Raw genomic sequence first — 22,837 nt, 5'->3', positions numbered from 1 at the left:
CGTGCGCTGTTTTCATCGTTTTCATAGGTGGGTTTTCATAAATGCAGGCACAAAAATAAGCATACGGAAATGATCCGCATGCCATGAGCATGGTCATTATCCCACCTTTGCTTACGAGGTTAGCTGGCGGATTCGGACTGTGGAAAGCCCTACGGTTACAGCCTTTATAGCCTGTTTCCGATTCACCCCGTCGGCCTTGCGGCCGAGTTTGGTTCCCCCGATTTCCCTGCGGAAAATTCAGCGCGTATTCAACTTCTCACAAGGCTTAATGATAGTCTACAAAGCACTCCCAGTAAAGCTGTGAAACAAATGAAAAGGAATGAAAAAACATCCAAAACACGCAATTCCATGATAAGGGATAAGTCGATCTTTCATTCTCTTACATTATCCCTCTGTACCGTGGTTTTAGCGTGTTTTGGATGTTAATTGTGACAAAAAAATCAGGAATTTTTTGCTTGGAATTTCGCCTGCCTGCTGCCTATTCCCCGTCTGTCTCTTTGCGTCCTGTCCACAGTAAAACTGTAATCAGCGTAAAGGCGGTCAGGGCCATCAAAGGTATCGTAATGAAGCCTAACAGATTAATATAATCCTGATTGCAGGGAACGCCTACTGTACATGGAAGCACCTTGCTCAGCGCAGGAATCTTCTGCTCAGCATAGTGGTAAATGGAGATGCTTCCGCCGATAATGCTTAACGGCAGAACGTAAGGAATAATCTTTTTATCCCCCCGGTACGTGGCAATTCCCAGCAGAAACAGCTGCGGATACATGAAGATACGCTGGAACCAGCACAGCTTGCAGGGCTCATATTTCAGTACTTCGCTCAGGTACAGGCTGCCGGCTACAGCTATGATCGACACAAACCAGGCCAGATACAGACAATGGCGGCGGCAGAAGGCAGTGAACTTCATCACTCGGCATCCACCGCTTCGGAAGCGGCCTGAATCTGGGCGTCAATAGCTTCCATGTTGAATGGCTCATCAACCATTACCCCATTTACAAAAAGGCTTGGAGTCGAAGAAACACCGGAAGCCGAGGCTAGCTGAATCTCACTTTCCAGCTGGCTGCTATAGGTCTTGTCTTCAATGTCTTTGCGGAGCAGATCGTAATCGATCGGCAGCTCCTCTTTCTGCGCCAGCTCAACCAGGAAGTCCGCTGTTGCCCATTCCTTGTTCTCATCGCCTTGATTGGCATAGATAGCATCGTAGTATGTCCAGAATGCATCGCTGTTCTGATGGTAGACAGACAAGGCAGCAAGAGCAGCAGTTTTGGAGTCATCCCCGATAAAGGCCAGATTTGCAAAATATAAAGCGGCCTTATCCTGATTTACATATTCCTGTACAATCTGCGGCTTAATGACACCTGCGAACTGTGCACAAGCGGGACATTTGTAGTCACCGAATTCAACGATTTTGACAGGTGCATCCTCACTGCCAAGTCTAGTCATTTCACTGTAGTTGAATTCAACCGGTGCGGCTGAAGTTCCTGTCGATGAGTCTCTTGCGGCTAGTATAAATAGTCCCACAAAAATAATGACAACCAGGGCAATCGTCGCAACAATCACTATTAATGTTTTCTTCTTCTGCTGTTCCATTTGCGCTACAAGCTTCTCATTTTTACTCTTTTGGGGAAGAGCAGCGCTTTTACGTTTGTTTTTGCCCAAGTGAGAGTTCCTTTCTGTCCTGCGGGACAATAAATTTAAATCATATAATTTAAAATTATATAATTAAACTTCTCTCTTTGGCAAACTTATGCTTACATAGCCTCTGTTTTTAGCGGCTGAGTTGCCGCTTCGCTGCTCTCTCTTTCACTGCTGTAATTCTTGTCGCCGGACTGGAGCGTAAGGCAGAATATGACCTCAGTCCCTCTCCCGGGTTCGGATTCGATCTTAATCCGGCCATTCATCAGCTCAACCAGTTTCCTGCAGATCGCAAGCCCAAGGCCTGTGCCGGGATAATGCCGGTTATGCGCCGCATCAAGCTGTGTAAAAGGCTGAAATAACAGCGGCAGCTTATCGGGCGAAATGCCGATACCGGTATCTTTAATTTTAAATGTATATTCACCCTCACCGGCTTGATTATCGCTGTATGCCACTTCTACCGATACCTCACCGCCAGAAGTGAATTTAACTGCATTCCCGATCAGATTAACCAGAATCTGGCGGATTCTCACACTGTCGCCGCTTACCATTTCAGGAACATTTGCTGCAATCCCGAGCTTCAGCTCCAGCCCCTTCTCCTTGGCAGTTGCCTCGAACAGATTGGAGCATTCCCCGAGCAGCGTCTGCAGCGGAAAAAATTCGTTTTGCAGCTTCAGCCCGTCCGAGACGAGCCGCGAAAAGTCGAGCACATCATTGATTACACTGAGCAGCGCCTGACTGCTGTTGTACTGCAGCCGCAGCAGCTCCTGCAGCTCCTGATTGTCTATATCCTCTGCTAAAAGCTGATTGATGCCGATAATGCCGTTCAGCGGCGTACGGATCTCATGGCTCATGGTCGTCAGGAACTCGCTTTTTATCCGGTCAGCGCTTTCTGCCGCTTCCTTGGCGACAATCAGCTGCTGCTGGAATTGAATAAAGGCTGTAATGTCCTCAGCAACCAGATAAACCAGCTTCTGGGTGTCATGAACAAGCGGGAAAACGGTTGTGCTGCAGATCATGGTGCCGCCGTCCTTTAGCCGGATTTCAAGCTCAAGCTTGGAAGAATACCCGTCCACCGCTCTTTTCACCGCTTCCTTAAGTGTAGCTTTATCCTTAGGAGTGCAGAGAATGCTCTTATAATCGCTTAACTCTTCCTTTTGGTAGCCGGTCATATGCTGAAGTGAAGGGTTGGAGCTTATAACCATTTTGCGGGCCGGATCTATACACAGCACCATGTCGGGACTGGATTCGAATAAAGCTGTATAGCGCTGCTCATTAAAGCTTGCAGAGAACAGAACACGCTGCCGGTCCCTGTACATAAGAATCAGAACCAGCGTCACAATCAATAAAAACGAGCCTCCCAACAATACGCCCAGAAGAGAATCCGACAGCAGCAGGACAGTTCCTGTATAATTATAAGCGCTTGTATTCGAGAACGATGCACCGGCCATTGCGGCATAGTGTGATCCGCTCAGACACGCGGTTAGCGCAAGCACAAGCAGTACTTTTTTGAGAGTGAACATATTATAAGGACCTGCGATCCAGCCTGGGTTGTAGAAATATGCCACCACCGGAACAATGAGGGCGAGGGAAAAGGGGCTGAGGATGGAGAGCAGGGTCTGCTCATAGTTTCCGTTAAATTTCATCGACAGAATGCCGCAATAGTGCATGATCACAAGCCCGCTGCTGAACAGAACCCCGCCGAACGCCAAAAAAAAGCGGCTGCGTGTAAAAGGGCTGCTTAACAGCAGAAACATCGCATAAGAAGCTGCAATCGGTACAAACAGCGACAACAGCAGGAGCGGCAAGTCGTAAGCCACGGTCATTTCCATCCGCATTGCCCTCATCCCGATAAAGTGCATGCTCCACATGCCTGTGCCTAAAATACAAGACAGCATAAAGATGAATTTATGGCCTCTGCTTTCCCTGATCAGACGTTCTGCCAGATCCAGAGAGGAGAAGCAGGAAAGCAGCGCTATAACAACAGAAAAGAGCACCAGCAGGTCATTGTAATGATCCGGGTGTTGCAGCATGCGCCCCTCTCCTTTCTTTACTGAGTATAACTAATGTATTTACACTATTTATACCCTCTAAGAAACAGCACGAATCGGCAAAAAAAGGTATATTCTTACATCAAAAGGAGTTTTACAGACAAAAAAAGGCATAGCGCACAAACTATGCACTATGCCTCATAAGACTTGAATCAAGCTCCTGCTTCCTCGGACAGAATCTGCAGCTTCAGCAGCTTGATCCGGGAAATGCGTTTGTTCTCCGTTTCTTCCACGACAAACAGATGGCTGCCAAACTCGACGCTCTGGCCTTTTTGCGGAGGATTGACCTCCAGCTTGGAATACATCCAGCCTCCGACCGTATCATAATCATCAGTCTCCATGTGAAGTCCCAGCAAATCATTGATTTCTTCAATCAGCATGAGACCATCGATGGAGTATTCGTCCTCCCCCAGCTTCTCGATGCCGGGACGTTCTTCGTCAAATTCATCCTGTATTTCCCCGACAATCTCTTCCATGATGTCTTCAAGGGTCACCATACCGGAGGTTCCGCCATACTCATCAATCAGAATCGCGATCTGCGTCTTTGCCCGCTGCATAACCTTCAGAAGGGCGCTAATCTGAATGGACTCCGGAACCGTCAGGATAGGACGGATCAAATCGGAGTATTTGGGCGTATTCTCCCGGATCAGATCTTTGATATGAATGAATCCAAGGATATGATCCTTATCGCCGTCACAGACCGGATACCGTGTTCTCATGCCGTCAAAGGCTATTTCCAGGTTCTCCTCAACCGGGAGATGGCTGTTCAGGCAGATCATTTCGGTCCGGGGGATCATAATTTCCCGTGCCATTGTATCGGCAAATTCAAAAATATTGTCTACAAGAGTCATTTCGGTATTATCGATGAGCCCGCTCTTATTGCTCTCCTGCATGATGATGCGGATCTCTTCCTCGGTGTGCGCCGTGGCCAGCTCCGAAGCGGGTGACAGGCGGAAGATACGCAGCAGTCCCCGGGCCAATCCGTTCACGATCCAGATAAACGGATACATGATCCGGTAAAAGACATTCATGGCCCCTGAGGTTAGCAGAAGTACCGCTTCCGCCTTGTTCACCGCAATCGTCTTCGGGGCAAGCTCACCGAGGACAATATGCAGAACCGTAATAAACATAAGAGCAATAATAAGTGAAATGACATAAACGGCTGCATCGCCAAAGCCTAAGCTTGTTACAAGCGGCCCAACAATCGTAGCAACAGCCGGCTCTCCAAGCCAGCCCAGGGCAAGCGAGGCAAGTGTGATGCCAAGCTGGCAGGCAGACAGATAAGCGTCCAGATTGTGCACGATGTTTTTAGCTGCGAGCGCTCTTTTGCTGCCTTCTTCAATCAGCGATTCAATGCGGCCGCTGCGTACCTTGACCATTGCATACTCAACCGAAACAAAAAAGCCGTTAAACAGCACAAGCAAAATAATGAGACCTACATGTAATATACCGGGTAAAGGGTCACTCAAATTATCATCCTACCCACCGAGTCCTTGTCGGCGGATAGGCCCACCTCCTTCGTTTATTCAGAGTATCAGCCTGCGTCATTTCAGCTGTTCTTTTCATCATCAATTTCCCAATGTCTTCATCTCCCGACTTCAATCACGAATGTTAAAGATATACTGTATTATAGTATTATCCGCAGCACAAAAACAGGTATTATTAGTGTAAAAATATGATTTCGTTGCCAATCCGTCTTCAATGGTGCTAGATAACATAAAGAAAGACAGTCCCCGCGGCCGGGGATCTGCCTTCCGTATGGATAATGGGATTCGAAATTTAGCGGCAGTTACGCGTAAGCGGATTGCCGATAACACCCGGATACTGGTAAGCGAGCGGCTCATCAAAGGTGGCATAGTCGAAATAGATCATCAGCAGCACAGTGCGCTGTCCGGTAGCCGGATCACTGATGATGATATGATCGCGGCCTGCTGCTTCCAGCACGCCTTTATATATTTTGGCATTCCATTCTTTATTGTTTTCGTATGTGTAGTAGAATGTACCGACCTTGCCAAGGTTCAGTCGAAAGATATTCTCGATGTAGGATTGCTCAAAGACCGGCGCGGTTGTAGGCACTACTGTTCCGCTTGGAGTCATCGGGCTGCCGCTTGTAACCTGAGGCGGCATGGCGCTCACAGGAGTCATGGTTCCAGCAGGCTGCATTGTTCCCATAGGCATCATATTGCCGGAAGGATTGCTGCCGATCATATAAGTTACGGGACGGTAAGGTTGACTAATCATTTGTTAAAAACCTCCTAAGTAATTGTTGGCTCAAGGAGACAGTACCGGCAATCGGTCTTCGTACCGCCAATCTGTCTCCTGCAGCCCGCGATGCCTAATATACAGCCGGGCAATCCTGAGCGGTCGGGGTAAAGAAGCAATGGGCCTTGTAGCGTCCGGTATTCTGCTGGTTATACCACTGCTCCGGACAGGCGCCGACAGGACGGAAGAACCATAATGCATTAGAGGCCGGCCAGGTTCTTTCACCCGCTATAACCCGTTTAGCCAGCCTGATGTCTGACTCCCTGGCACGCTGGTAGAAGTAACTCTTCTGCGGGGCTTCGAAGCCGCCCGGACTCTGATACACCATATCATTCACATTCCGGATGTTATTGAAGTCCAGACAATTCCCGAGAATCCGGTTCACACCGACATTGCCGACCATGAGCATGCCGGAATCCCCATCCTCCTCAGCTTCCGCCCTCATCAGCCGTGCCAGCACCCTCACATCTTCCGAATTAGCCTTGATGACGGCCATGCTTTCTCCTCCTTGCACTTGCCGAGTTCAGGTCAGGCTCTGCGGCCAGCATCGTTTTGATACCGGCGTGCAGTCACAACCTGGTTCGCAAGTCTCCACTTTTCTGTACTGCTCGCTGTATTGTATGTGCATCCGCCCAAGAGGTGACAGTCAGGGCCTAATTTCTTCCCGCCCCACCTGACAGCATATCAAGGCTCATAGATCATCTTGCGGGTCATACCGCCGTCAATCACCAGCTGTGCCCCGGTGATGAAGTTATTCTCTGGCGCTGTCAGATATAGACAGGCCCGGGCGATGTCCTCTGGTTTGCCTACCCGGCCAGCCGGATGCTGCTTATGGTCAGCCTCACGCAGTTCACTGTAATCCCCGGTCTCAATCCAGCCCGGACTGATGCAGTTCACTCTAATCCCGTCCTCCCCTAAAGTAACAGCCATCGCATGCGTCAGCGCCGAGATGGCTCCCTTAGAAGCCGCATAGGCTTCTGTATTCGGCTCAGACATCAGCGAGCGTGTAGAGGACAGATTGACAACAGCCCCGCCGTCAGGATTCTTCCTCATAAATTTGGCCGCTTCCCGGGTCGCAAGAAAGACACTGCGGGCATTTGTATTCAGTACCTTGTCCCATACATCGGCAGACAGCTCATAGAATCCGGCAGAATGCGGATTGGCAATGCCTGCATTGTTGATCAATATGTCAACAGTGCCGTAGTGGTCCGCCGTGTGAGCTACCAGCGCTACAATCTCCTCTTCTCTGCTGACGTCACAGGCCACAAATTCGGCGTGCCCGCCTGCTGCAATGATTTCCTCCGCGGCCGACTGGCCTAGAGCAGCATCCAGCTCAGCCACCACTACATTTGCTCCCTCAGCCGCGTAAGCCGCCGCAACAGCCCTGCCGATCCCGCGGCCGGCGCCGGTGACTATAACGGTTTTATCTGCATATGTCATTAATGCTTCTCCTCCTTGTATTCGCAATTTGTGCATAATATAAATATCCCCCTGCTTCCGGTAATGGAAACAAGGGGATTGTACAGCAAATCCTGTTATATAGTAAACAAGCTGCAGGATTAACATCTGCCTATACTCATTATTACGAACCATGCCTACTCCGCAGTCGAGTAATGTGGATGGCGCTGAAAGCCATGGTACCGGGTTCCCTGATAGGTTAACAGACCTCTGTCCCCTTCTGCGCTCATGCCGAATTCGCTGCCGTCTACCTTGAATTCCATCCGTTCCCCGTCCTGCAGCTCATAAGTCAGATAATAAGTCGTGCTGGTCCGGCTGGACTGGCTGTCATCCTGCAGCTGCTGCTGGCGGACTTCACTGCGTTTGCTGACAATACGGGCGGGGATAGTGAGCATGGGTGAACTGTTGTTCCGGCTCCACTGAAACAAGCCTCTGCCTGCAGATACCGCGACTATTCCAATCATAACCACAAGAAAGATCGGTATTACCGTCCCGGTAAGATCAAACATCCAAGAAGGATCCGAGCCCATTCCCATGACTTATTCCCCCTTATTCCCCAAGTACTTGCTGCATCCGGCGTTCCTGCCGGTTGCTTCTGTACATGTATATGCCTCATCCTGTCATTACAGCATCACAAAAAACACAATTGTCCTGGGCCAAACAGCAAAAAAGACCACTCTGTCCTCAGTTATGAGAACGTATGTGGTCTTTGACAGCGTCTTGCCACTCTATTCTATTATGCATGTACGAGATCAAGGAATTGTTTGGTTTCATTCTCTTCAGCCGGCATCATGCCGTTCTCAGCCCAGCAAGCTCTGCATTGTTCTTCTGTTTCACACAGGTGAGCGTCATCGCAGTTATAGCACAATTGCAGAAGGTTTCTAGTCACATAATCCGTTTCAAAAGTTTTCATTATAATCTCTCCTATTCGTGGATGAAAGTTTGTGAAAAAATGAACTTGTTTTCTATGTGTTAAATATATCACAAGCATTATTGTTTGTCATGTGATTTTTTTCACATTTTTAAGGAAAATTTAAAATACGTGATTTTGTTCATTTTTTAGACAAAGCCTCTTCTAATATAACCGTTTAGTATAGCTCTCGTTTAATGAGCTCTTCACCTGTTCCGCACCGATGCCAGGAAGCTTTACATGATCCGCTATCATTTCCGGAATGTCAGGCAGACTATCCCTGGCCGGCCAGGAGTCCGGAATCCACAGGCGGGAACGCTTAAACGCTTTTGCACAGTGGGTATAGCATTCTTCTACTTCTATCATAATTCCGACCAGCGGTGTACGGCCATGAGCCTCCATCCTATGAAGCAGCTGCTCGTCCCGGATGACCGTTGCCCGCCCGTTAACCCGCAAGGTTTCCTCAAGCCCCGGTATCATAAAAGTCAGCCCTGCCCGCGGGTTGGACAAAAGATTGATCAGCGAATCCATTCTGCGGTTACCGGGGCGTTCAGGAATAACCAGACGGTGCTCATCCAGAACCAATACAAATCCGGGGGCATCCCCTCTGGGCGAAACATCGGCGTGTCCCTCCTCGTCCGAAGTCGCCAGCATGAGAATCGGAGACTGGGCGATAAAACGCCGGCAATGCTCATCAATAATCCCGATTACTTTATGCTGCACCAGCTCTCCCGGAAAACCCAGTAACTCGCGCAGCTCTGCTTCCGTTTCAATGCTCTGATAATCAGTCATAAGCTTCCTCCGTATGTAAATATTTCGCGAATAAATCTGCCTACCATTGTATCACAGCCTTGCTTCCAAAGAAGCCTCCGGACAAAAAAAGAAGACTGCACGCAGCAGCCTTCCTCTTACCAAATGTTTGTTTAAGTGTTACATCACCCGCCAGCTGATCCCGCCGTTGGTCGTCTGCAAGAGGATAGACCTGCGGTCCTCCTCTTTCTGGATCAGCAGCCAGCCCACATCAGCGGAAATGAACTGGAGCTTTACAATCTCCGGATATTCCAAAAGCTTGGATTGCAGAACACTGCTCGCCGGCAGCCGGGTCCAGGTCTGGCCCTGGTTCAAGGTCTTGTAAATCAGGTTCCCGTTCAGCATCCACCCGGTTGAAGTATTAATAAACACGGGCGGAAGATAGCGGTTAATTCCGGTCTGGCTGTTCAGCGCAAAATCAACAAATCTCCAGTTATCTCCACCGTTTGCAGTAAAGTAACCGTTATAGGAGACGCTGTTTTGTTTGTCTGTCTGACAAGCTGCCGGCAGGAAGCCGGTTGTATTGTCACCGCCGAAAAACTCCGGTTCTCCGGTAATAACCTTGTCACAGCCTTCCCACTCTTTATTCACCAGGATCTCCTGACCCGGATGCCACGTCGCCCCGCTGTCGCTGGTCATAAAGATTTTGGGCAGCGCACCGGTCTGCAGGGTAACCAGCCCGTGGGTCGAATTCTTAAAGATCATTCCGGTCACTATTCCGGCCATCGGAATCGTATTGTTCGGCAGGTTCGGATTATACTGTTCATTCTGCATGACCATGGTCCAGGTCGCCCCGCCATCCTTGGTGGCATAGAGCGCTTTGCTGGATTTCGTCGTATTGGCATCCCAGGAGGTCATCAGCCAGCCGGACTGCGGAGAGCTGAAATAGATGGACGACACCGTATTGGAATCCGGAAAAGAAGATACCTTCCAGCTCTGGCCGCCGTCGGTTGTCCGCAGGACAACCGTTTCCGTCATGCCGAAGGCGCTGCGGATAATCCAGCCGTTATCCGGATCGGTGAAAAAGATCTCTTCACCGTAAACCGGATTAGCCATAAACTGGACATTGGTCGAGGGCGAAATGTTTACCCAAGTTCCGCCATTATCCATGGTCATGTAGATCCGCAGTTCCTTTTTGGTCACTCCCCAGGCAAGCCCTACCGACTCATTCAGCAGCCGGAAATCCGTCAGACGGGTCTGGATCTGATATTTCGGTGTGCTCTCATTGGTTACATTTTTGGCATCGCCGGGTGTAATCAGCGTGATCGTCTGCCCTTCCTCCGGCGCTTCGGTCGGCTGGGGCGGCAGGGTAGGCACCGGCGCCGGAGACGAAGAGCAGGCCGGGAGGATCAGCAGGATGAAGAGAAAAGCAGCGGCCATTCTCAGCGTTTTATAACCTGCAGTTTTGGATGACAACGCCCTCTCTCCTTTCGTAAAGCTTTATTTCTTATACAGTTTACTGTTTTTGTATCCATACAGCCAGTAGATCAGAAGTCCGAGGATCAGCCAGATGAAGAAGCCGGTCCAGGTTTCCCTGCCCAGATTATACATCAAATACCCGCAGGCCGCCGCACTTAACAGCGGAATGACCGGTACCCAAGGCACTCTGAATCCCCGCTTCAGATCAGGATGCGTACGGCGCATCACAATCACACCCAATGAGACGACGAGGAATGCGAACAGCGTACCTATGCTTGTCAAATCGGCCAGGCGGTCAAGCGGGACGAAGCCACTGAACACGGCAATGATTCCGCCGACCATCCAGGTGCTCCGCACCGGGGTCTGTGTTTTGGGATTAACTTTGGCCAGACTTTCAGGAAGCAGCCCGTCCCGTGAAATGGCGAACAGCAGACGGGTCTGTCCGAACAGTAAAACCAGCAGAACAGTAGTCATCCCTGCTATGGCTCCGACTGAGATCAGGCCGGCGATCATATTTTGATCGACAAAACGCAAAGCAAAGGATACCGGGTCGCTGACATTGAGATTCTGATAAGGTACAATACCGGTCAGCACAAGCGATACTGAAATATAAAGGACTGTACAAATGGCCAGAGATGAAATAATCCCGATCGGCAAATCGCGCTGCGGGCGCTTAACCTCCTCTGCAGCAGTCGATAAGGCATCAAAGCCGATGTAGGCAAAAAATACGGTTGCCGCCCCATTCACTACCCCGTGAAAACCAAATGGAAGAAAAGGTGTCCAGTTCTCCGGTTTAACATAGAATATGCCGGTAAAGATGAACAGCAGGACTACAGACAGCTTCACCACAACCATAATGGCATTGAACCGTGCCGTTTCTTTGACGCCGCGGGTCAGCAAATAGGAAATCAGCAGGATAATAATCACGGCAGGCAGGTTGATAAAAGTTCCTTTGTCCGCATTATAAGCCCCGGACAGCGCTGTGGGCAAATGGATTCCGAAGCCCTCTAGCAGCCCCTGAAAATAACCGGACCAGCCGCTGCTGACCGCTGCCGCCGCAACCCCGTACTCGAGCACCAGATCCCAGCCGAGAATCCAGGCCAGCAGCTCTCCGAACGCAACATAGCTGTAAGCATAAGCACTCCCGGATACTGGAATGGCAGAAGCGAACTCGGAATAGCAAAGTGCGGACAGCACGCAGGCGATTCCCGCGAGCACGAAGGAAAGCACCAGTCCGGGACCGGCATGCTCTGCAGCAGCAACCCCTGTCATAACAAAAATACCGGTACCGATGATCGCACCGACCCCAAGGGCAGTAAGATCAAGGGCTCCCAAGGTTTTGCTGAGCTTGCCGGCATTGTCACTCAGGGGTGCAGTCAGCGGTTTCTTGCGGAATAAATCCATACTTCTTTTCTCTCCTGTCAATAATAATGGTGTAGCTCAGTGACGAATGGTTCGCAGGGCAACAACAAAGCCTTAGCCGGACAGCAGACTCATTTCTGCCAAAAGTTGTTATTAGCATGCCCGCTTCCGGGGTAATGGATTAAAAACAGGATGCTTGAAAACACTACATTTAACGATTATGATGGTTAAGATTGGACACAAAAAATTCGAATTTCGGAGGAGATGTATCAATGGCCCCCCCATTTAAGCCCAATCGTGTCGTAGTCATCGGCACCGGTGCAGTAGGAACAACAACTGCCTATACCCTGCTGCTTCGCAGACGTATGCAAGAATTAGTACTAATTGATGTCAATCATCAGAAGGCGCTAGGAGAAGCGCTGGACATGAATCACGGCATGCCGTTTGTCGGAGGCGTGAAGTTATGGGCAGGAACCTATGAAGATTGCCGGGAAGCGGATATCATTATCGTAACCGCCGGGGCATCGCAGAAGCCCGGTGAAACCCGGATCGATCTGCTGCGCAAAAACATCTCCATATTCAAAGACATCATCCAAAAAATCACCAAATACAATCATCATGCCATCCTGCTGATTGCCACGAATCCGGTAGACATACTGGCTTATGCCACCCTGAAGATCAGCGGCTTTGACCGCAGACGCGTCATCGGTTCGGGTACAGTGCTGGACAGCGCACGGTTCCGTTACCTGATTGGTAAGCATAAGGAAATCGATCCGCGCAGCATTCACGGACAGATTATCGGTGAGCACGGGGATTCCGAGCTGCCGGTCTGGAGTCTCGCCAATATTGCCGGGACCGATCTGGGCTTCGATGAAGCTGAACGCCAGGATATTTTTGAAGACACCAAAAATGCCGCCTATGAAATTATAGACGCCAAAGGTTCTACGTCCTACGCGATTGCGCTGGCGCTGGACCGGATTGTCGTATCCATTCTTGATAACGAAGGCGCTGTGCTCAACGTCTCGACCCTGCTTAACAATTACAATGGAGTTTCCGATGTGTTCCTCGGTGCGCCATGTGTCGTTGACCGCTCCGGTGTACGCGAAGTTCTGGACCTGCCGCTCAATGAGGAGGAACAGGCTTTGTTCCAGAAATCTGCGGACAAGCTGAAATCAGAGATTTCCAAGCTTGAGCTGTAAGTTAATATCCCCGGTTATTAACAAAGGGCTATCTCCCGGTCGCATTACTCGGACCGGAAGATAGCCCTTGTTGTATGCAGCCTGCACACAACAGAATCCGTCCTTCAGCGGGGATCGAGTATCGCCGCGGCCAAGGGACGGAGTTTACTTACCATGTCATTTTGTTAATATAACATGAAACATTTTTGCCTGACAATGAATTAAGTATCATGGTTGCGATTACCAGTTTAGCGGATTACAGGACGCTTATAGTAGTCTCTTAATACCTGTTCCGCTTCTTTGCCGTAAATGTCAAATCCGACGTTAGCTGCAGCTTCTTCTGCCGGATACAGCTTGGTGCTCCAGTCCCACCAGAAGAAACCGGCAAACCAGGATTCGTCCCAGAAGGTCTCCAGCGCCGACCGGTAGAAATTCGCCTGCTCCTGCTGGGAAACGGGAAGCTCTTTATGCGAGAAATCCCAAGGCATAGTTGCGCAGCCCAGCGCACTGCGGCAGCCGATTTCAATAAAGACAAGCGGCTTGCCGAACCGCTCAGATAGTGCCTTAAGCCGCGGCTTCTGCCGCTCCCAGGAGGCCCGCATATTCTCGAAGGTATCCCCCGGAACAGAGGCTACCGGATAATAGGCGCTTGTTCCGATATAATCTACCTCGTCGAGCCATTCGATCCCTTCCTCTTTTCCGTGATTGGCATTGTATACGATCGGACCGGTGTATAAGCTTTTGACCTCACTGATCAGATTGCGCCATTCTGTCTCCCGCGACTCTGTAGCCACCATCTCACAGCCGATGCAGAACAGCTCGCATTCCAGCTCCTCCGCCAGCTCAGCATAATGCTTAATAAAGTTCGTATAGGATTTGAACCAGGCTGCCCAGTAAACGTCGCCATCCTCAGGAAAGCCGATCCGCGCCCGCCAGATCCCGTCTCTGGAATTAACCACAGGTTTAAGGCAGACTTTCAGCCCCAGCTGCTTGGCAAGCTTCACGGTATGCTCAATATCCCGGTCGGTCATCGTATATCCGTAGTCAAAATAAATCTCTGTGGAATGCACCGTATCCTGCCATGTCCAAAAGGAAAGCGCAATCCATTCACTTCCCGTTTCCGCAAGCTTTCTAAGAGAATCCTCGGCATAGGGCTGTCTGTACGCCCCTCTGGTTGATTCCCAGCCATAAGTCATTCCTTTAAAAAATGTTTCGTTCACCGCTGTATCCTCCCATTGATAAAGTCATCAGCTTCTCTCCGCTGTATAACATTTATAACTACTGTCTATCTTTTGTTAGGATAATTGAAAAACAAAATAATAACAAGTTATACTTAAAGAAAACTTTATACTAACAAATACTTATGCTGTAAGAAAGCAAAAAAACCGTGGACGTACACGTCCTCCGGCTGATAAAAATTAGGGTTGTAGCGAAAAATAAGCTGAACTCTGCTTTGTATGATTAGGAATTCAGTTACTCCGTAACTGCTGCTTCCTTCTCCGGCATGCTAATCTCAAGTTTAGCCATCGCCTCTTCCTTCTCCCGGCTCGTAATGTGCGTATAGACAGTCGTTGTCTGAATCGAAGAATGACCCAACAGCTCCTGTACCGTGCGCAAATCCGCTCCCTTACGCAGCAGCATGGTAGCAAAGGAATGACGCAGCTTATGGCTGGAATACGGCCTGCGGTGCGCCTCGGGCACACTCTGCTGGAAACGCTCAAACGTACCGGCTGCGATGCCCTGAATCCCGCGGATCGATAGCCTCCGGCCTTTTTGCGAGATAAACATGGCTTCTTCCTTGCTGCGCCACGGTGACAATCGCCCGGCAATCGCCTCCTCCAGATAAGGTGCGACAGCATCAGGAACAGGGACATTCCGCCATTTGCGCCCCTTACCAAACACACGGAGCAAGCGCCGGTCCGGACTGTAATCATTAAGATTAAGCGTATGCACTTCTCCTACCCGTAAACCCATGTACGACATTAGCAGGAAGACTGCCAGGTTGCGGCTGCGGTATTTACCGCTGACGGCTGACAAAAACTGCTGCAGATCGCCTTCATCCAGATAAACCGGCTCACGGTTTTTTTCGGTTTTAGATTTTTTGATGCCTGCCGCCGGGTTGACAGTAAGCAGCTCAAGCTCAATCAGCGCCCGGAACAGGCAGTTAATAGACGCATGCTTGCGGTTACGTGTTGAGTCACTAACCCCCCGCTCACGTACAGAGGTCAGATACGAGACCACATGCAGTTTTTTGACGGATTCCAGCCGTTTCCCGTTAAGCCCGTTGAGAAATTCCCGCACATCCGCCATATAAGATTTCTGGGTGTACGCCGTAAATCCGGCATCCTTCATCCAGATCAGAAAAGCCTCCAGCTCCTCTTCATAATCATTCTCGTATTCAGTCACTGCTGTTCACCTCCGTTATTGCGCCATTTGGCTGCATGGTTCTGAACCATCTGCAAAAACTGCTGCAGTGCAGGTGACATCCACTTTTTGTTATGATAAACGATTTGTGTAGCTACCCGCTGGGATTCATCATTCCAGTTAAGCCGCGCCAGCTTACCTTCTGCCAGCTCGTTTCGGACCGTGATCAGCGGCAGGAAGGAAATGCCCAGACCGGACATCACACACTGCTTAATCGCTTCAATGCTCCAGAATTCCAGATTGGGATCAGGAAAAACGCCATGGCTGTTGAGATGACGCTCAAATAATAAACGGTAGGTACAGCCTTTCTCTGTATGCAGGATCGTTTGGTCCTTGAGATCAAGCGGGACCACCTCCTCCAGACGTACAAGCGGATGATCGAGCGGCGCAACCAGGGTCATAGCTTCATGAATCAGCGTTTCGCAGATTAAGTCCTTATATTCTGTTTCGGGCTGGAGCAGAAAAGCAAGATCAAGCTCGCCGGTACGGACAAACTCAGTCAGCTCCCAGCAGGCCCCCGGCTTGAGGGTAATCTGCACCTTCGGATGGCTGCCGCGGAATTCCTTGATAATTCCGGGCAGGCGAAAGGCAGCCAGCGATTCCGGTGCACCAATGCGCAGCACGCCTGACAGCTCTGTTTCGGAGCGCAGCGCATCCTGGGCCAGGGTATGCATCCGGGAGATTTCCTGGGCATAGGGCAGCAGGCGGCGCCCGGCATCGGTCAGAATAATTTTTTTGCCGATCCGGTCAAATAAAGGCTGGCCGAGCTCCGTTTCCAGCGCCTGAATCTGTCCCGTTATGCTTGATTGCGCATAGTCCAGTTTCTGGGCGGCCCTCGTAAAGCTGCCAGCCTCGACTACAACCAGGAAAGTAAATAAATGCCGTGATTCCATAACTAACTATCCGGCCTCCTATCGGTATTTTGAATGGATGTTATTCGATAATTCCGTTTTTCCAATGGATCTATTATCTGATATTCTATATTTAAATACAAGGAAAGCAGGATAATTTGATGAAGCAAAATCATTCCTTACAACGTAATATCGGCATGCCGCAGGCCATTGCCCTCTATATTGGAGCCGTGCTCGGATCCGGGGTGCTGATCGTGCCAGGCCTGGCGGCAGAAATAGCCGGACCGGCATCCCTGCTGGCCTGGGGCTTTATGACCCTGCTTATTCTTCCGCTGGCGTTGTCGATGGGACTGCTGTCGGCCAAGTATCCAAACGCCGGCGGAGTCTCTCATTTCGTCACTTTGGCCTTCGGGCCGCGGGCCGGGGCAATGGTCGGCTGGTTCTTCCTGATGTCCGTCCCGATCGGCGGACCGGTAGCTGCCTTGACGGGAGCGGGCTATATGACTGCCGCAATGGGCTGGGGTGATGGGGCAAGAATTGCCCTGGCTTCCGCTATGCTGGCAGTTGGACTGATCACGAACTGGATCGGGATGCAGGTCGCCGGCAAAGTGCAAATCGCCGTTGTGATCGCAATTGTCTCCGTGCTGGTCTTCTCATTCGCCGCAGCGCTTCCCCGGATGGAAAGCGCACATTTTACTCCATTTATACCTCGCGGCTGGACCAGTATCGGGCAGGCCGCGGCGATCCTGTTCTGGTGCTTTATCGGCTGGGAAGCCGTGTCCCACCTGTCAGAAGAATTTAAAGACCCGCAGCGGGCTGCGATTAAAGGGGTAACCGTTGCCGCGGTTATTGTAGGGGTTCTGTACTTCCTGTCTGCGCTGGCGACAGTCGGTACACAGAGCTATCTGCGCGGCGGCGCCGACTCCTCACTGGTATGGATCATCAGCCAGCCGCTGGGAGCATGGGGCGGATTTATCGCGGGACTTACGGGGATGTTCATCTGTACTGCGACCATCATCGCTTACACCAGTGCCGCTTCGCGCGTGGCGTTTGCTTTAGCCCGCCAGGGCTATGCCCCCCGGTGGATGAGCCGACTGACGGCACGGTATCATACACCATCGGGTGCCACAATATTTCTTATGGGCTGCTATGCAGTGGTACTATTCCTTTATGGAAGTGGCCTGCTGTCCATCACCACTCTAATCCAGTTTCCGAACGCCACCTTCATCCTGACGTATATTGGAGGCTGTGCCGCAGGCATCCGACTTCTGAAAGGCAGCCGTCTCGGTGTTGTGATCAGCTGGATTTCTTTCAGCGCTACTGTGGCCGTATTTCCGTTTACCGGCTGGGCAATTGGCTACCCGATTGTGATTGTGGCATGCTTTACGGCCGTTGTCTGGCTTCGGAACAGCCGCCGCTCTTTACCTGACCTGCCGGAGAAGGAAACGCAACAGAACAAGTCCAATGTGATTTAAACCAAATGGTTATGTGTGCAAGGGTCACACACACACAGGCCGCGAAATCCCTTAATCTATAGGGAAACGCGGCCTTTAATGTTCGTTCCAAGCTACCTAACTTCAAAAGCAAACACCGCCGAGGTCTGATTCAAAGTATATACACCGTCTTCGGTGGTCCAATTGGCAAAATACATATAGTAGTAAACGCCCTTCTCCTCAGGTGCTGAAATACCGCCTTCTATTAAAGGAACCGGATCATATGCATTATCATCCCCGACTGCTGCTACTACAACACTTGACGGCTGCGGCTCATAATTCAGGACGATACCGATTCTTTCACCCGGCTGAACAACCGTCAGTGACATGCCTTCATACCTCTGTGCTCCTATAGCAATATCTGCACACCCCAGATAATCCCAGCAATAGCCGCTCTGTACTGCCGGAATCGCCGCAGCTCCAGCCGTAATTACAGGCAGCGGGGGCTGGGCCCTGTAGGATCTATTTGCTTTGACCGCTGTCTCAACGGCAGATGTACCCGCTGGCTCACCCGATTTAATGGGTTCAGCTATCTGCTTCGGTTCTGGTGTCGGCGCACTATTCATTGGATTATCTGCTGTGTTATGCCGGCTGCAGGCAGATAACATCATGACAAGCAGAGCAATAGAAATTACTTTCAGGTATGTTTTCACAATATCACCTCACCTGTATAGACGGTTGCCCTGGTAAAAAGTTGCTTTTTTATCATTTCTCTAACAGTCCCTTTTCGTTGCCGGGCGGAGTGAATCGTTTCAGAATGTTTGCAGCGGGTTATGGATGGAAGAGAGCATACCAAAATTTATAACGAGAAGGAGAGATACTATATGTCTGATTATAACAAAATCGTACTGGAGCCAGCTGCCCTGCAATTTGCGAATGACAACTCAGAGCCTCCTTTTCTGCCTGACCTTGGTCCGGAAAAGGGCCGGGAAACAGTAAACAGTGTTCAGTCCGGCGAAATAGATAAACCAGCAGTCGACATTCAGGATCTTACCGTCTCTGGCGGCCCCGGCGGTAGTGTGCCGGTGCGGATTATCCGTCCGCTGAACAGAGTCGGTGACGACCTGCCGGTCATCCTCTATATTCATGGCGCCGGCTGGGTGTTCGGCAACAGCCACACGCATGACCGGCTGATCCGTGAGCTGGCAGTCGGTGCTGAAGCTGCAGTTGTTTTTCCTGAATACAGCCTGTCGCCGGAAGCAAAATATCCTACCGCCATTGAAGAAATTTACGCCGTTCTGGAATGGGTTGCCAAGGACGGCGGGAAAAATGGGCTGGACAGCGGGAATGTGACCGTGGCCGGTGACAGTGTCGGCGGAAATATGACAGCTGCCATTACCTTGATGGCCAAGGAACGCAGCGGACCAAAGATCGCCAAGCAGCTGCTGTTCTATCCGGTGACGGATGCCGCATTTGATACAGAATCGTATCATCTGTTCGCTGAAGGCTATTTCCTGCAGCGTACAGGCATGCAATGGTTCTGGGATCAATATACAACTGACCCCGAAGAACGGGCGCAGATCACCGCCTCTCCGCTCCGGGCCAGCCTGGAGCAGCTGAGCGGTCTGCCGGAAGCGCTGATTATAACCGGAGAAGCGGATGTGCTGCGTGATGAAGGCGAAGCCTATGCCAATAAGCTGCGCGAAGCAGGAGTACCTGTTACCGCTGTACGATTCCAGGGAATCATCCATGACTTCGTGATGCTGAATGCAATGGCAGATACCGAAGCGAAAAAGGGTGCCTTGCTGCTGGCAACCGCCTGGCTGAAGAACTAAAGCTTTATTTACTGGGGATTCATATACAGAAACAGAAACAAGCCCGCATCCGGAGAATGATCCGTGCGGGCTTGTTGCAATATTTTTAATACTTTTTTTGCGATTTATTAGGTATTATTTCCTGATAGAGAATATAGGAGGATCTGACTGATGAGTAAATTTTGGAATCACAATACCCGCTCATTGACTCCATATGTGCCGGGAGAACAACCCCATAACCGCCGATACATAAAACTTAACACTAACGAGAATCCCTATCCCCCTTCTCCAAGCGTAATAAACGCTATTTCCTGTGCAGCTAATGAAGACTTACGGCTGTATCCTGACCCACATTGCCGCGAGTTGATTGAGGCCATTGCCAAAGCGAGAAAAGTAAGTCCTGATCATGTTTTTGTTGGCAATGGGTCAGATGAGATACTGGCTTTTGCGTTTCAGGCTTTTTTTGATGAAGATCGTCCTGTCTGCTTTCCTGATATTACCTACAGCTTTTATCCCGTTTATGCTGAACTTTATAAAGTTCCCTATACGCTCATTCCCCTAAACGAAGATTTCTCTATACCCGTAACTCTCTTTGCAGTTCAAAACAGCAGCAGCATCATTGCCAACCCTAATGCGCCAACTGCTCTAGCCCTGAGCACGGAGGATATTCGAATTCTGCTCACAGCCCATACAGAACACATTGTAATCGTTGATGAAGCATATATCGATTTTGCCAGTGAATCTTCGGTTTCCCTGGTGGACGAATTCCCCAACCTGCTTGTGATACACACTCTTTCCAAATCGTATGCCCTAGCCGGCTTGCGTGTAGGTTATGCTATTGGAAATCCTGAGCTAATCGAAGGACTGAACCGCGTCAAAAACTCGTTCAATTCTTATACATTAGATAGACTTGCATTGGCTGGAGCGCAAGCGGCTATTAATGATGAAGATTACTATAAGCAAACGGTTAGCAGAATCATCCATACCCGAAATGAAACGATGCGCAGACTTACAGCAATGAATTTCTATGTCACCGATTCAAAGTCTAATTTCATCTTTATTTCCCACCCCGCTGTAGGGGCAAAATATATCTTTGAACAGCTTCGCAATGCGGGTATTCTGGTCAGGTATTTCGCTCTGCCGAAGATTGACAACTTTCTGAGGATCAGCATCGGGACAGAGGAAGAAATGGAAGAGGTTGTGCTACAGCTGCGCAGTATTATTTATGAAGCTAGAAAGGATAGTTAAAGATACTTTTATCAAAAAAAGTGGCAGCCAAGAACGAAATACGTCCCCCACTGCCACTTTTTTGTCCGCTATTTTCTCTGGGTATAAAACTCGGCTGCCTTCACCAGCATATCCTTCAATGAACCGAACGAGGTCGTTTGATTCACATGCTCATTTAGTTGATCCTGAGGCAGGGATTTCAAATCCTCCGCTGAGGAGCCCGTAAAGCCCCCGCTCTGCAGCAGCTCCTTCAGTGACTGAAACGGAGTGAATTGTTGCAGGAACGAGCTGGACAGCAGCTGGTCGACCGGCAGCTTTTGTAACAGCTGATCCAGCGGAAGCTGATCAAGCGGAAGCTTTTGCAGCAGCTCACCGATATTACCGTCTTTGACTGAATTCATAAGGCCCTGAACCTTATCGCCCAGTCCTCCGAGATTAAATCCCATGATTGTTCCTCCTCTGAGTTGTAGTTGCTTTTTAATTACCCAAATCGGTTAATTGCGAATATAGTTAACATATATATTGTTATGTAAACTATTAATGTATTATTTTCATAACCAAACAGCAACTAATCGCCTGATCCGGGGGTCAATAAAGTATAATCCCTTTCAAGGAGTTGATCCCTGTGTCCAAAACCACTCTCGGGCTCGCTTTGCTGCTGGCCGCCGGCCTGCTTACATACGGTCTAATCACTGCTGCGCATGAAGCGAATTCCAGTCAAAACAACCAGAAACCGAATGAAGTTACAGAAGAAGCTGCTTTAGCAAAAATAACGCCAAAACCGTCTCCGGAAGCTGTCACACCCCTTCAGATTTTATGGGAGACTGAGACTGACGGCAGTGGCATGTACTCGGATGATCCGCCTGTCTCAAACGGCTTTTTTTACTATTCGCACAATAATACTCTAAATGCCGCCAGCATCTCATCCGGGGCAATCACCTGGACTTATGAGAACGCCAGAACGCCAGAAATCATCACTGATAACGCTATTTATACTATAAGCGGCAGTGCTCACCTCGTTAAGCTGTCAGCGGACACCGGAAAGCAGCTCTGGAGTAAGCAAGTTGCCAAGCAGCCTATGGAAGTAGGCGGACACGCCTGCTTGAGCGGTGATAGAATCCTGTTTGCCAATGAAAGCGGCGGTGTAGCCGCCTACGATCCTGAAACAGGCAGGCAGCTGTGGTCAAACCCTGAGATTCCGATGTATGCCGGCACTATTCATGGTGAGCATAAAGGGGTGCTGATCGTGTCCAGTACCATTGATAATATACGCTCGCAATACTTTGGTCTGGACCCGGCGACCGGACAGCAGGTGTGGCGCACGGAAGGCATCTTAAGCCCTGTTGCTACACATGAAGATGACATGATACTGCGCGAGACGGCTGCTGAGCAATACATCCCCGGGGAATCACCGGTATCCGGTCACCGCCTGAACCTTGTAAGGCTGGATTCTGCAACAGGACAACTGACCGGGCAAGAAAAATATCAGCCGCTGGAGGATGTACGCATGATGGGAAGCAGCTTGGCCCTAATTGAGCAGCCCTATGTATATACGGTTGACGGCAAGCTGGATCAGGCAGATAGCTATCTTACCCGGTTTACACTGGGTCAATCCAATGGCTCAGGCGTCAAAACCTATGATGATTACGGCGCATGGGTAGCTGGTCCTGCAGAAGGAATGGCCTTTTTCAATCAAAATGATGTGCTGACCGGTGTTTTTCTGGCGGATGACCGGACCGTTACCTTTGCAGCTCCGGCCCAGGGGATTACTTTGATTCAAAAGCGGGGAAATGCTGTATTTGCCAGCTATGATAACGGCAGCTTCCTCATCATGGATGCCAGCACCGGTGACATAGCCGGTAAATTAGACACCGGATTAACCTACACCTATTTTGGCGATATCATCATCTCCGGAACAACCGCGCTGGTGCGTTTTGAGAACAAAACCTTTGCACTGGAATTGCCCCATTCGTTGTTATAATAATAAACAAACCAGGAGA

Annotated in this window: 22 protein-coding genes and 1 riboswitch; of the genes, 5 read left to right on the top strand and 17 right to left on the bottom strand. The window is 50.0% G+C overall.

Translation table 11 applies throughout. The features are described 5' to 3' along the window. Window positions 1-93: 93 nt before the first annotated feature. Window positions 94-253: riboswitch (cyclic di-AMP (ydaO/yuaA leader) on the bottom strand. A 225-nt stretch (window positions 254-478) separates the two neighbouring features. From M2108_RS01110 to bcaP, 12 genes are all read right to left on the bottom strand, one after another. Beyond that, complete coding sequence (locus tag M2108_RS01110) at window positions 479-910, bottom strand: disulfide oxidoreductase (RefSeq protein WP_277469268.1); 432 nt, start codon at window positions 908-910, stop codon at window positions 479-481. Then, entirely contained in the window at window positions 910-1,662 is a 753-nt protein-coding gene (locus M2108_RS01105; protein WP_277469193.1) for a DsbA family protein, read from the bottom strand. Before M2108_RS01105 ends, M2108_RS01110 begins: the two co-directional genes overlap by 1 nt. Window positions 1,663-1,754: 92 nt before the next feature. Beyond that, window positions 1,755-3,671 (bottom strand): ATP-binding protein, encoded by a 1,917-nt coding sequence (locus M2108_RS01100; RefSeq protein WP_277469192.1) that lies wholly within the window; start codon window positions 3,669-3,671, stop codon window positions 1,755-1,757. 170 nt (window positions 3,672-3,841) lie between these two features. After that, window positions 3,842-5,158 (bottom strand): hemolysin family protein, encoded by a 1,317-nt coding sequence (locus M2108_RS01095; RefSeq protein ID WP_277469191.1) that lies wholly within the window; start codon window positions 5,156-5,158, stop codon window positions 3,842-3,844. A gap of 310 nt (window positions 5,159-5,468) precedes the next feature. Continuing rightward, window positions 5,469-5,930 carry a spore coat protein GerQ gene (gene gerQ / locus M2108_RS01090; RefSeq protein ID WP_277469190.1) on the bottom strand — a complete coding sequence of 154 codons (462 nt, stop codon included), beginning with the start codon at window positions 5,928-5,930 and terminating at the stop codon, window positions 5,469-5,471. A 94-nt stretch (window positions 5,931-6,024) separates the two neighbouring features. Then, on the bottom strand, window positions 6,025-6,447 hold the full coding sequence (locus M2108_RS01085) for a cell wall hydrolase (RefSeq protein WP_277469189.1): 423 nt from the start codon (window positions 6,445-6,447) through the stop codon (window positions 6,025-6,027). A gap of 188 nt (window positions 6,448-6,635) precedes the next feature. Then, window positions 6,636-7,391: an SDR family NAD(P)-dependent oxidoreductase gene (locus M2108_RS01080; protein ID WP_277469188.1), complete on the bottom strand. Its 756-nt coding sequence runs from the start codon at window positions 7,389-7,391 to the stop codon at window positions 6,636-6,638. A 155-nt stretch (window positions 7,392-7,546) separates the two neighbouring features. Further along, window positions 7,547-7,939, bottom strand: coding sequence for a DUF2500 domain-containing protein (locus M2108_RS01075; RefSeq protein ID WP_277469267.1), 393 nt, complete (start codon window positions 7,937-7,939; stop codon window positions 7,547-7,549). 206 nt (window positions 7,940-8,145) lie between these two features. Beyond that, entirely contained in the window at window positions 8,146-8,322 is a 177-nt protein-coding gene (locus M2108_RS01070; RefSeq protein ID WP_167360582.1) for a hypothetical protein, read from the bottom strand. Window positions 8,323-8,484: 162 nt separating this feature from the next. Further along, window positions 8,485-9,111 (bottom strand): pyridoxamine 5'-phosphate oxidase family protein, encoded by a 627-nt coding sequence (locus M2108_RS01065; protein ID WP_277469187.1) that lies wholly within the window; start codon window positions 9,109-9,111, stop codon window positions 8,485-8,487. A 138-nt stretch (window positions 9,112-9,249) separates the two neighbouring features. After that, a complete protein-coding gene (locus tag M2108_RS01060; protein ID WP_277469186.1) occupies window positions 9,250-10,545 on the bottom strand; it encodes a WD40/YVTN/BNR-like repeat-containing protein in 1,296 nt (431 codons plus the stop codon). A gap of 24 nt (window positions 10,546-10,569) precedes the next feature. Then, the gene (bcaP, locus tag M2108_RS01055; RefSeq protein WP_277469185.1) at window positions 10,570-11,952 is read right to left on the bottom strand and encodes a branched-chain amino acid transporter BcaP; all 1,383 of its coding nucleotides are present in this window, start codon (window positions 11,950-11,952) and stop codon (window positions 10,570-10,572) included. A 230-nt stretch (window positions 11,953-12,182) separates the two neighbouring features. On the opposite strand from bcaP, the gene M2108_RS01050 reads away from it, so the two are divergent. Then, on the top strand, window positions 12,183-13,109 hold the full coding sequence (locus tag M2108_RS01050) for an L-lactate dehydrogenase (RefSeq protein ID WP_068725145.1): 927 nt from the start codon (window positions 12,183-12,185) through the stop codon (window positions 13,107-13,109). 227 nt (window positions 13,110-13,336) lie between these two features. Here M2108_RS01050 and M2108_RS01045 read toward each other — a convergent pair whose 3' ends face one another. The 3 genes from M2108_RS01045 to M2108_RS01035 form a co-directional block, all read right to left on the bottom strand. After that, entirely contained in the window at window positions 13,337-14,308 is a 972-nt protein-coding gene (locus M2108_RS01045) for a glycoside hydrolase family 113 (protein WP_277469184.1), read from the bottom strand. A 253-nt stretch (window positions 14,309-14,561) separates the two neighbouring features. Then, window positions 14,562-15,494 carry a tyrosine-type recombinase/integrase gene (locus tag M2108_RS01040; RefSeq protein ID WP_277469183.1) on the bottom strand — a complete coding sequence of 311 codons (933 nt, stop codon included), beginning with the start codon at window positions 15,492-15,494 and terminating at the stop codon, window positions 14,562-14,564. Beyond that, window positions 15,491-16,405, bottom strand: coding sequence for a LysR family transcriptional regulator (locus M2108_RS01035; RefSeq protein ID WP_277469182.1), 915 nt, complete (start codon window positions 16,403-16,405; stop codon window positions 15,491-15,493). Before M2108_RS01035 ends, M2108_RS01040 begins: the two co-directional genes overlap by 4 nt. Window positions 16,406-16,524: 119 nt before the next feature. Here M2108_RS01035 and M2108_RS01030 point away from each other — a divergent pair, with 119 nt between their 5' ends. Beyond that, complete coding sequence (locus M2108_RS01030) at window positions 16,525-17,838, top strand: amino acid permease (protein WP_277469181.1); 1,314 nt, start codon at window positions 16,525-16,527, stop codon at window positions 17,836-17,838. A 92-nt stretch (window positions 17,839-17,930) separates the two neighbouring features. Here the strand turns inward: M2108_RS01030 and M2108_RS01025 are convergent, their stop codons facing one another. After that, window positions 17,931-18,509 (bottom strand): hypothetical protein, encoded by a 579-nt coding sequence (locus M2108_RS01025; RefSeq protein ID WP_277469180.1) that lies wholly within the window; start codon window positions 18,507-18,509, stop codon window positions 17,931-17,933. Window positions 18,510-18,680: 171 nt separating this feature from the next. On the opposite strand from M2108_RS01025, the gene M2108_RS01020 reads away from it, so the two are divergent. Together M2108_RS01020 and hisC are read left to right on the top strand one after the other, a co-directional pair. Beyond that, entirely contained in the window at window positions 18,681-19,631 is a 951-nt protein-coding gene (locus M2108_RS01020) for an alpha/beta hydrolase (RefSeq protein WP_277469179.1), read from the top strand. A 150-nt stretch (window positions 19,632-19,781) separates the two neighbouring features. Continuing rightward, entirely contained in the window at window positions 19,782-20,858 is a 1,077-nt protein-coding gene (hisC, locus tag M2108_RS01015) for a histidinol-phosphate transaminase (protein ID WP_277469178.1), read from the top strand. A gap of 68 nt (window positions 20,859-20,926) precedes the next feature. Here hisC and M2108_RS01010 read toward each other — a convergent pair whose 3' ends face one another. Then, window positions 20,927-21,283, bottom strand: coding sequence for a hypothetical protein (locus M2108_RS01010; RefSeq protein WP_277469177.1), 357 nt, complete (start codon window positions 21,281-21,283; stop codon window positions 20,927-20,929). Between the two features lie 179 nt (window positions 21,284-21,462). Between M2108_RS01010 and M2108_RS01005 the strand changes: the two genes are divergently transcribed. Next, window positions 21,463-22,818 carry an outer membrane protein assembly factor BamB family protein gene (locus M2108_RS01005; protein WP_277469176.1) on the top strand — a complete coding sequence of 452 codons (1,356 nt, stop codon included), beginning with the start codon at window positions 21,463-21,465 and terminating at the stop codon, window positions 22,816-22,818. Window positions 22,819-22,837: the final 19 nt, after the last annotated feature.

Origin of the sequence: Paenibacillus sp. PastM-3, from assembly GCF_029893965.1 — a bacterium.
Lineage (GTDB): Bacteria > Bacillota > Bacilli > Paenibacillales > Paenibacillaceae > Paenibacillus_AQ.
Note: the sequence above shows the minus strand (reverse complement) of the source record. Positions and strands in the feature narration are given on the sequence as shown.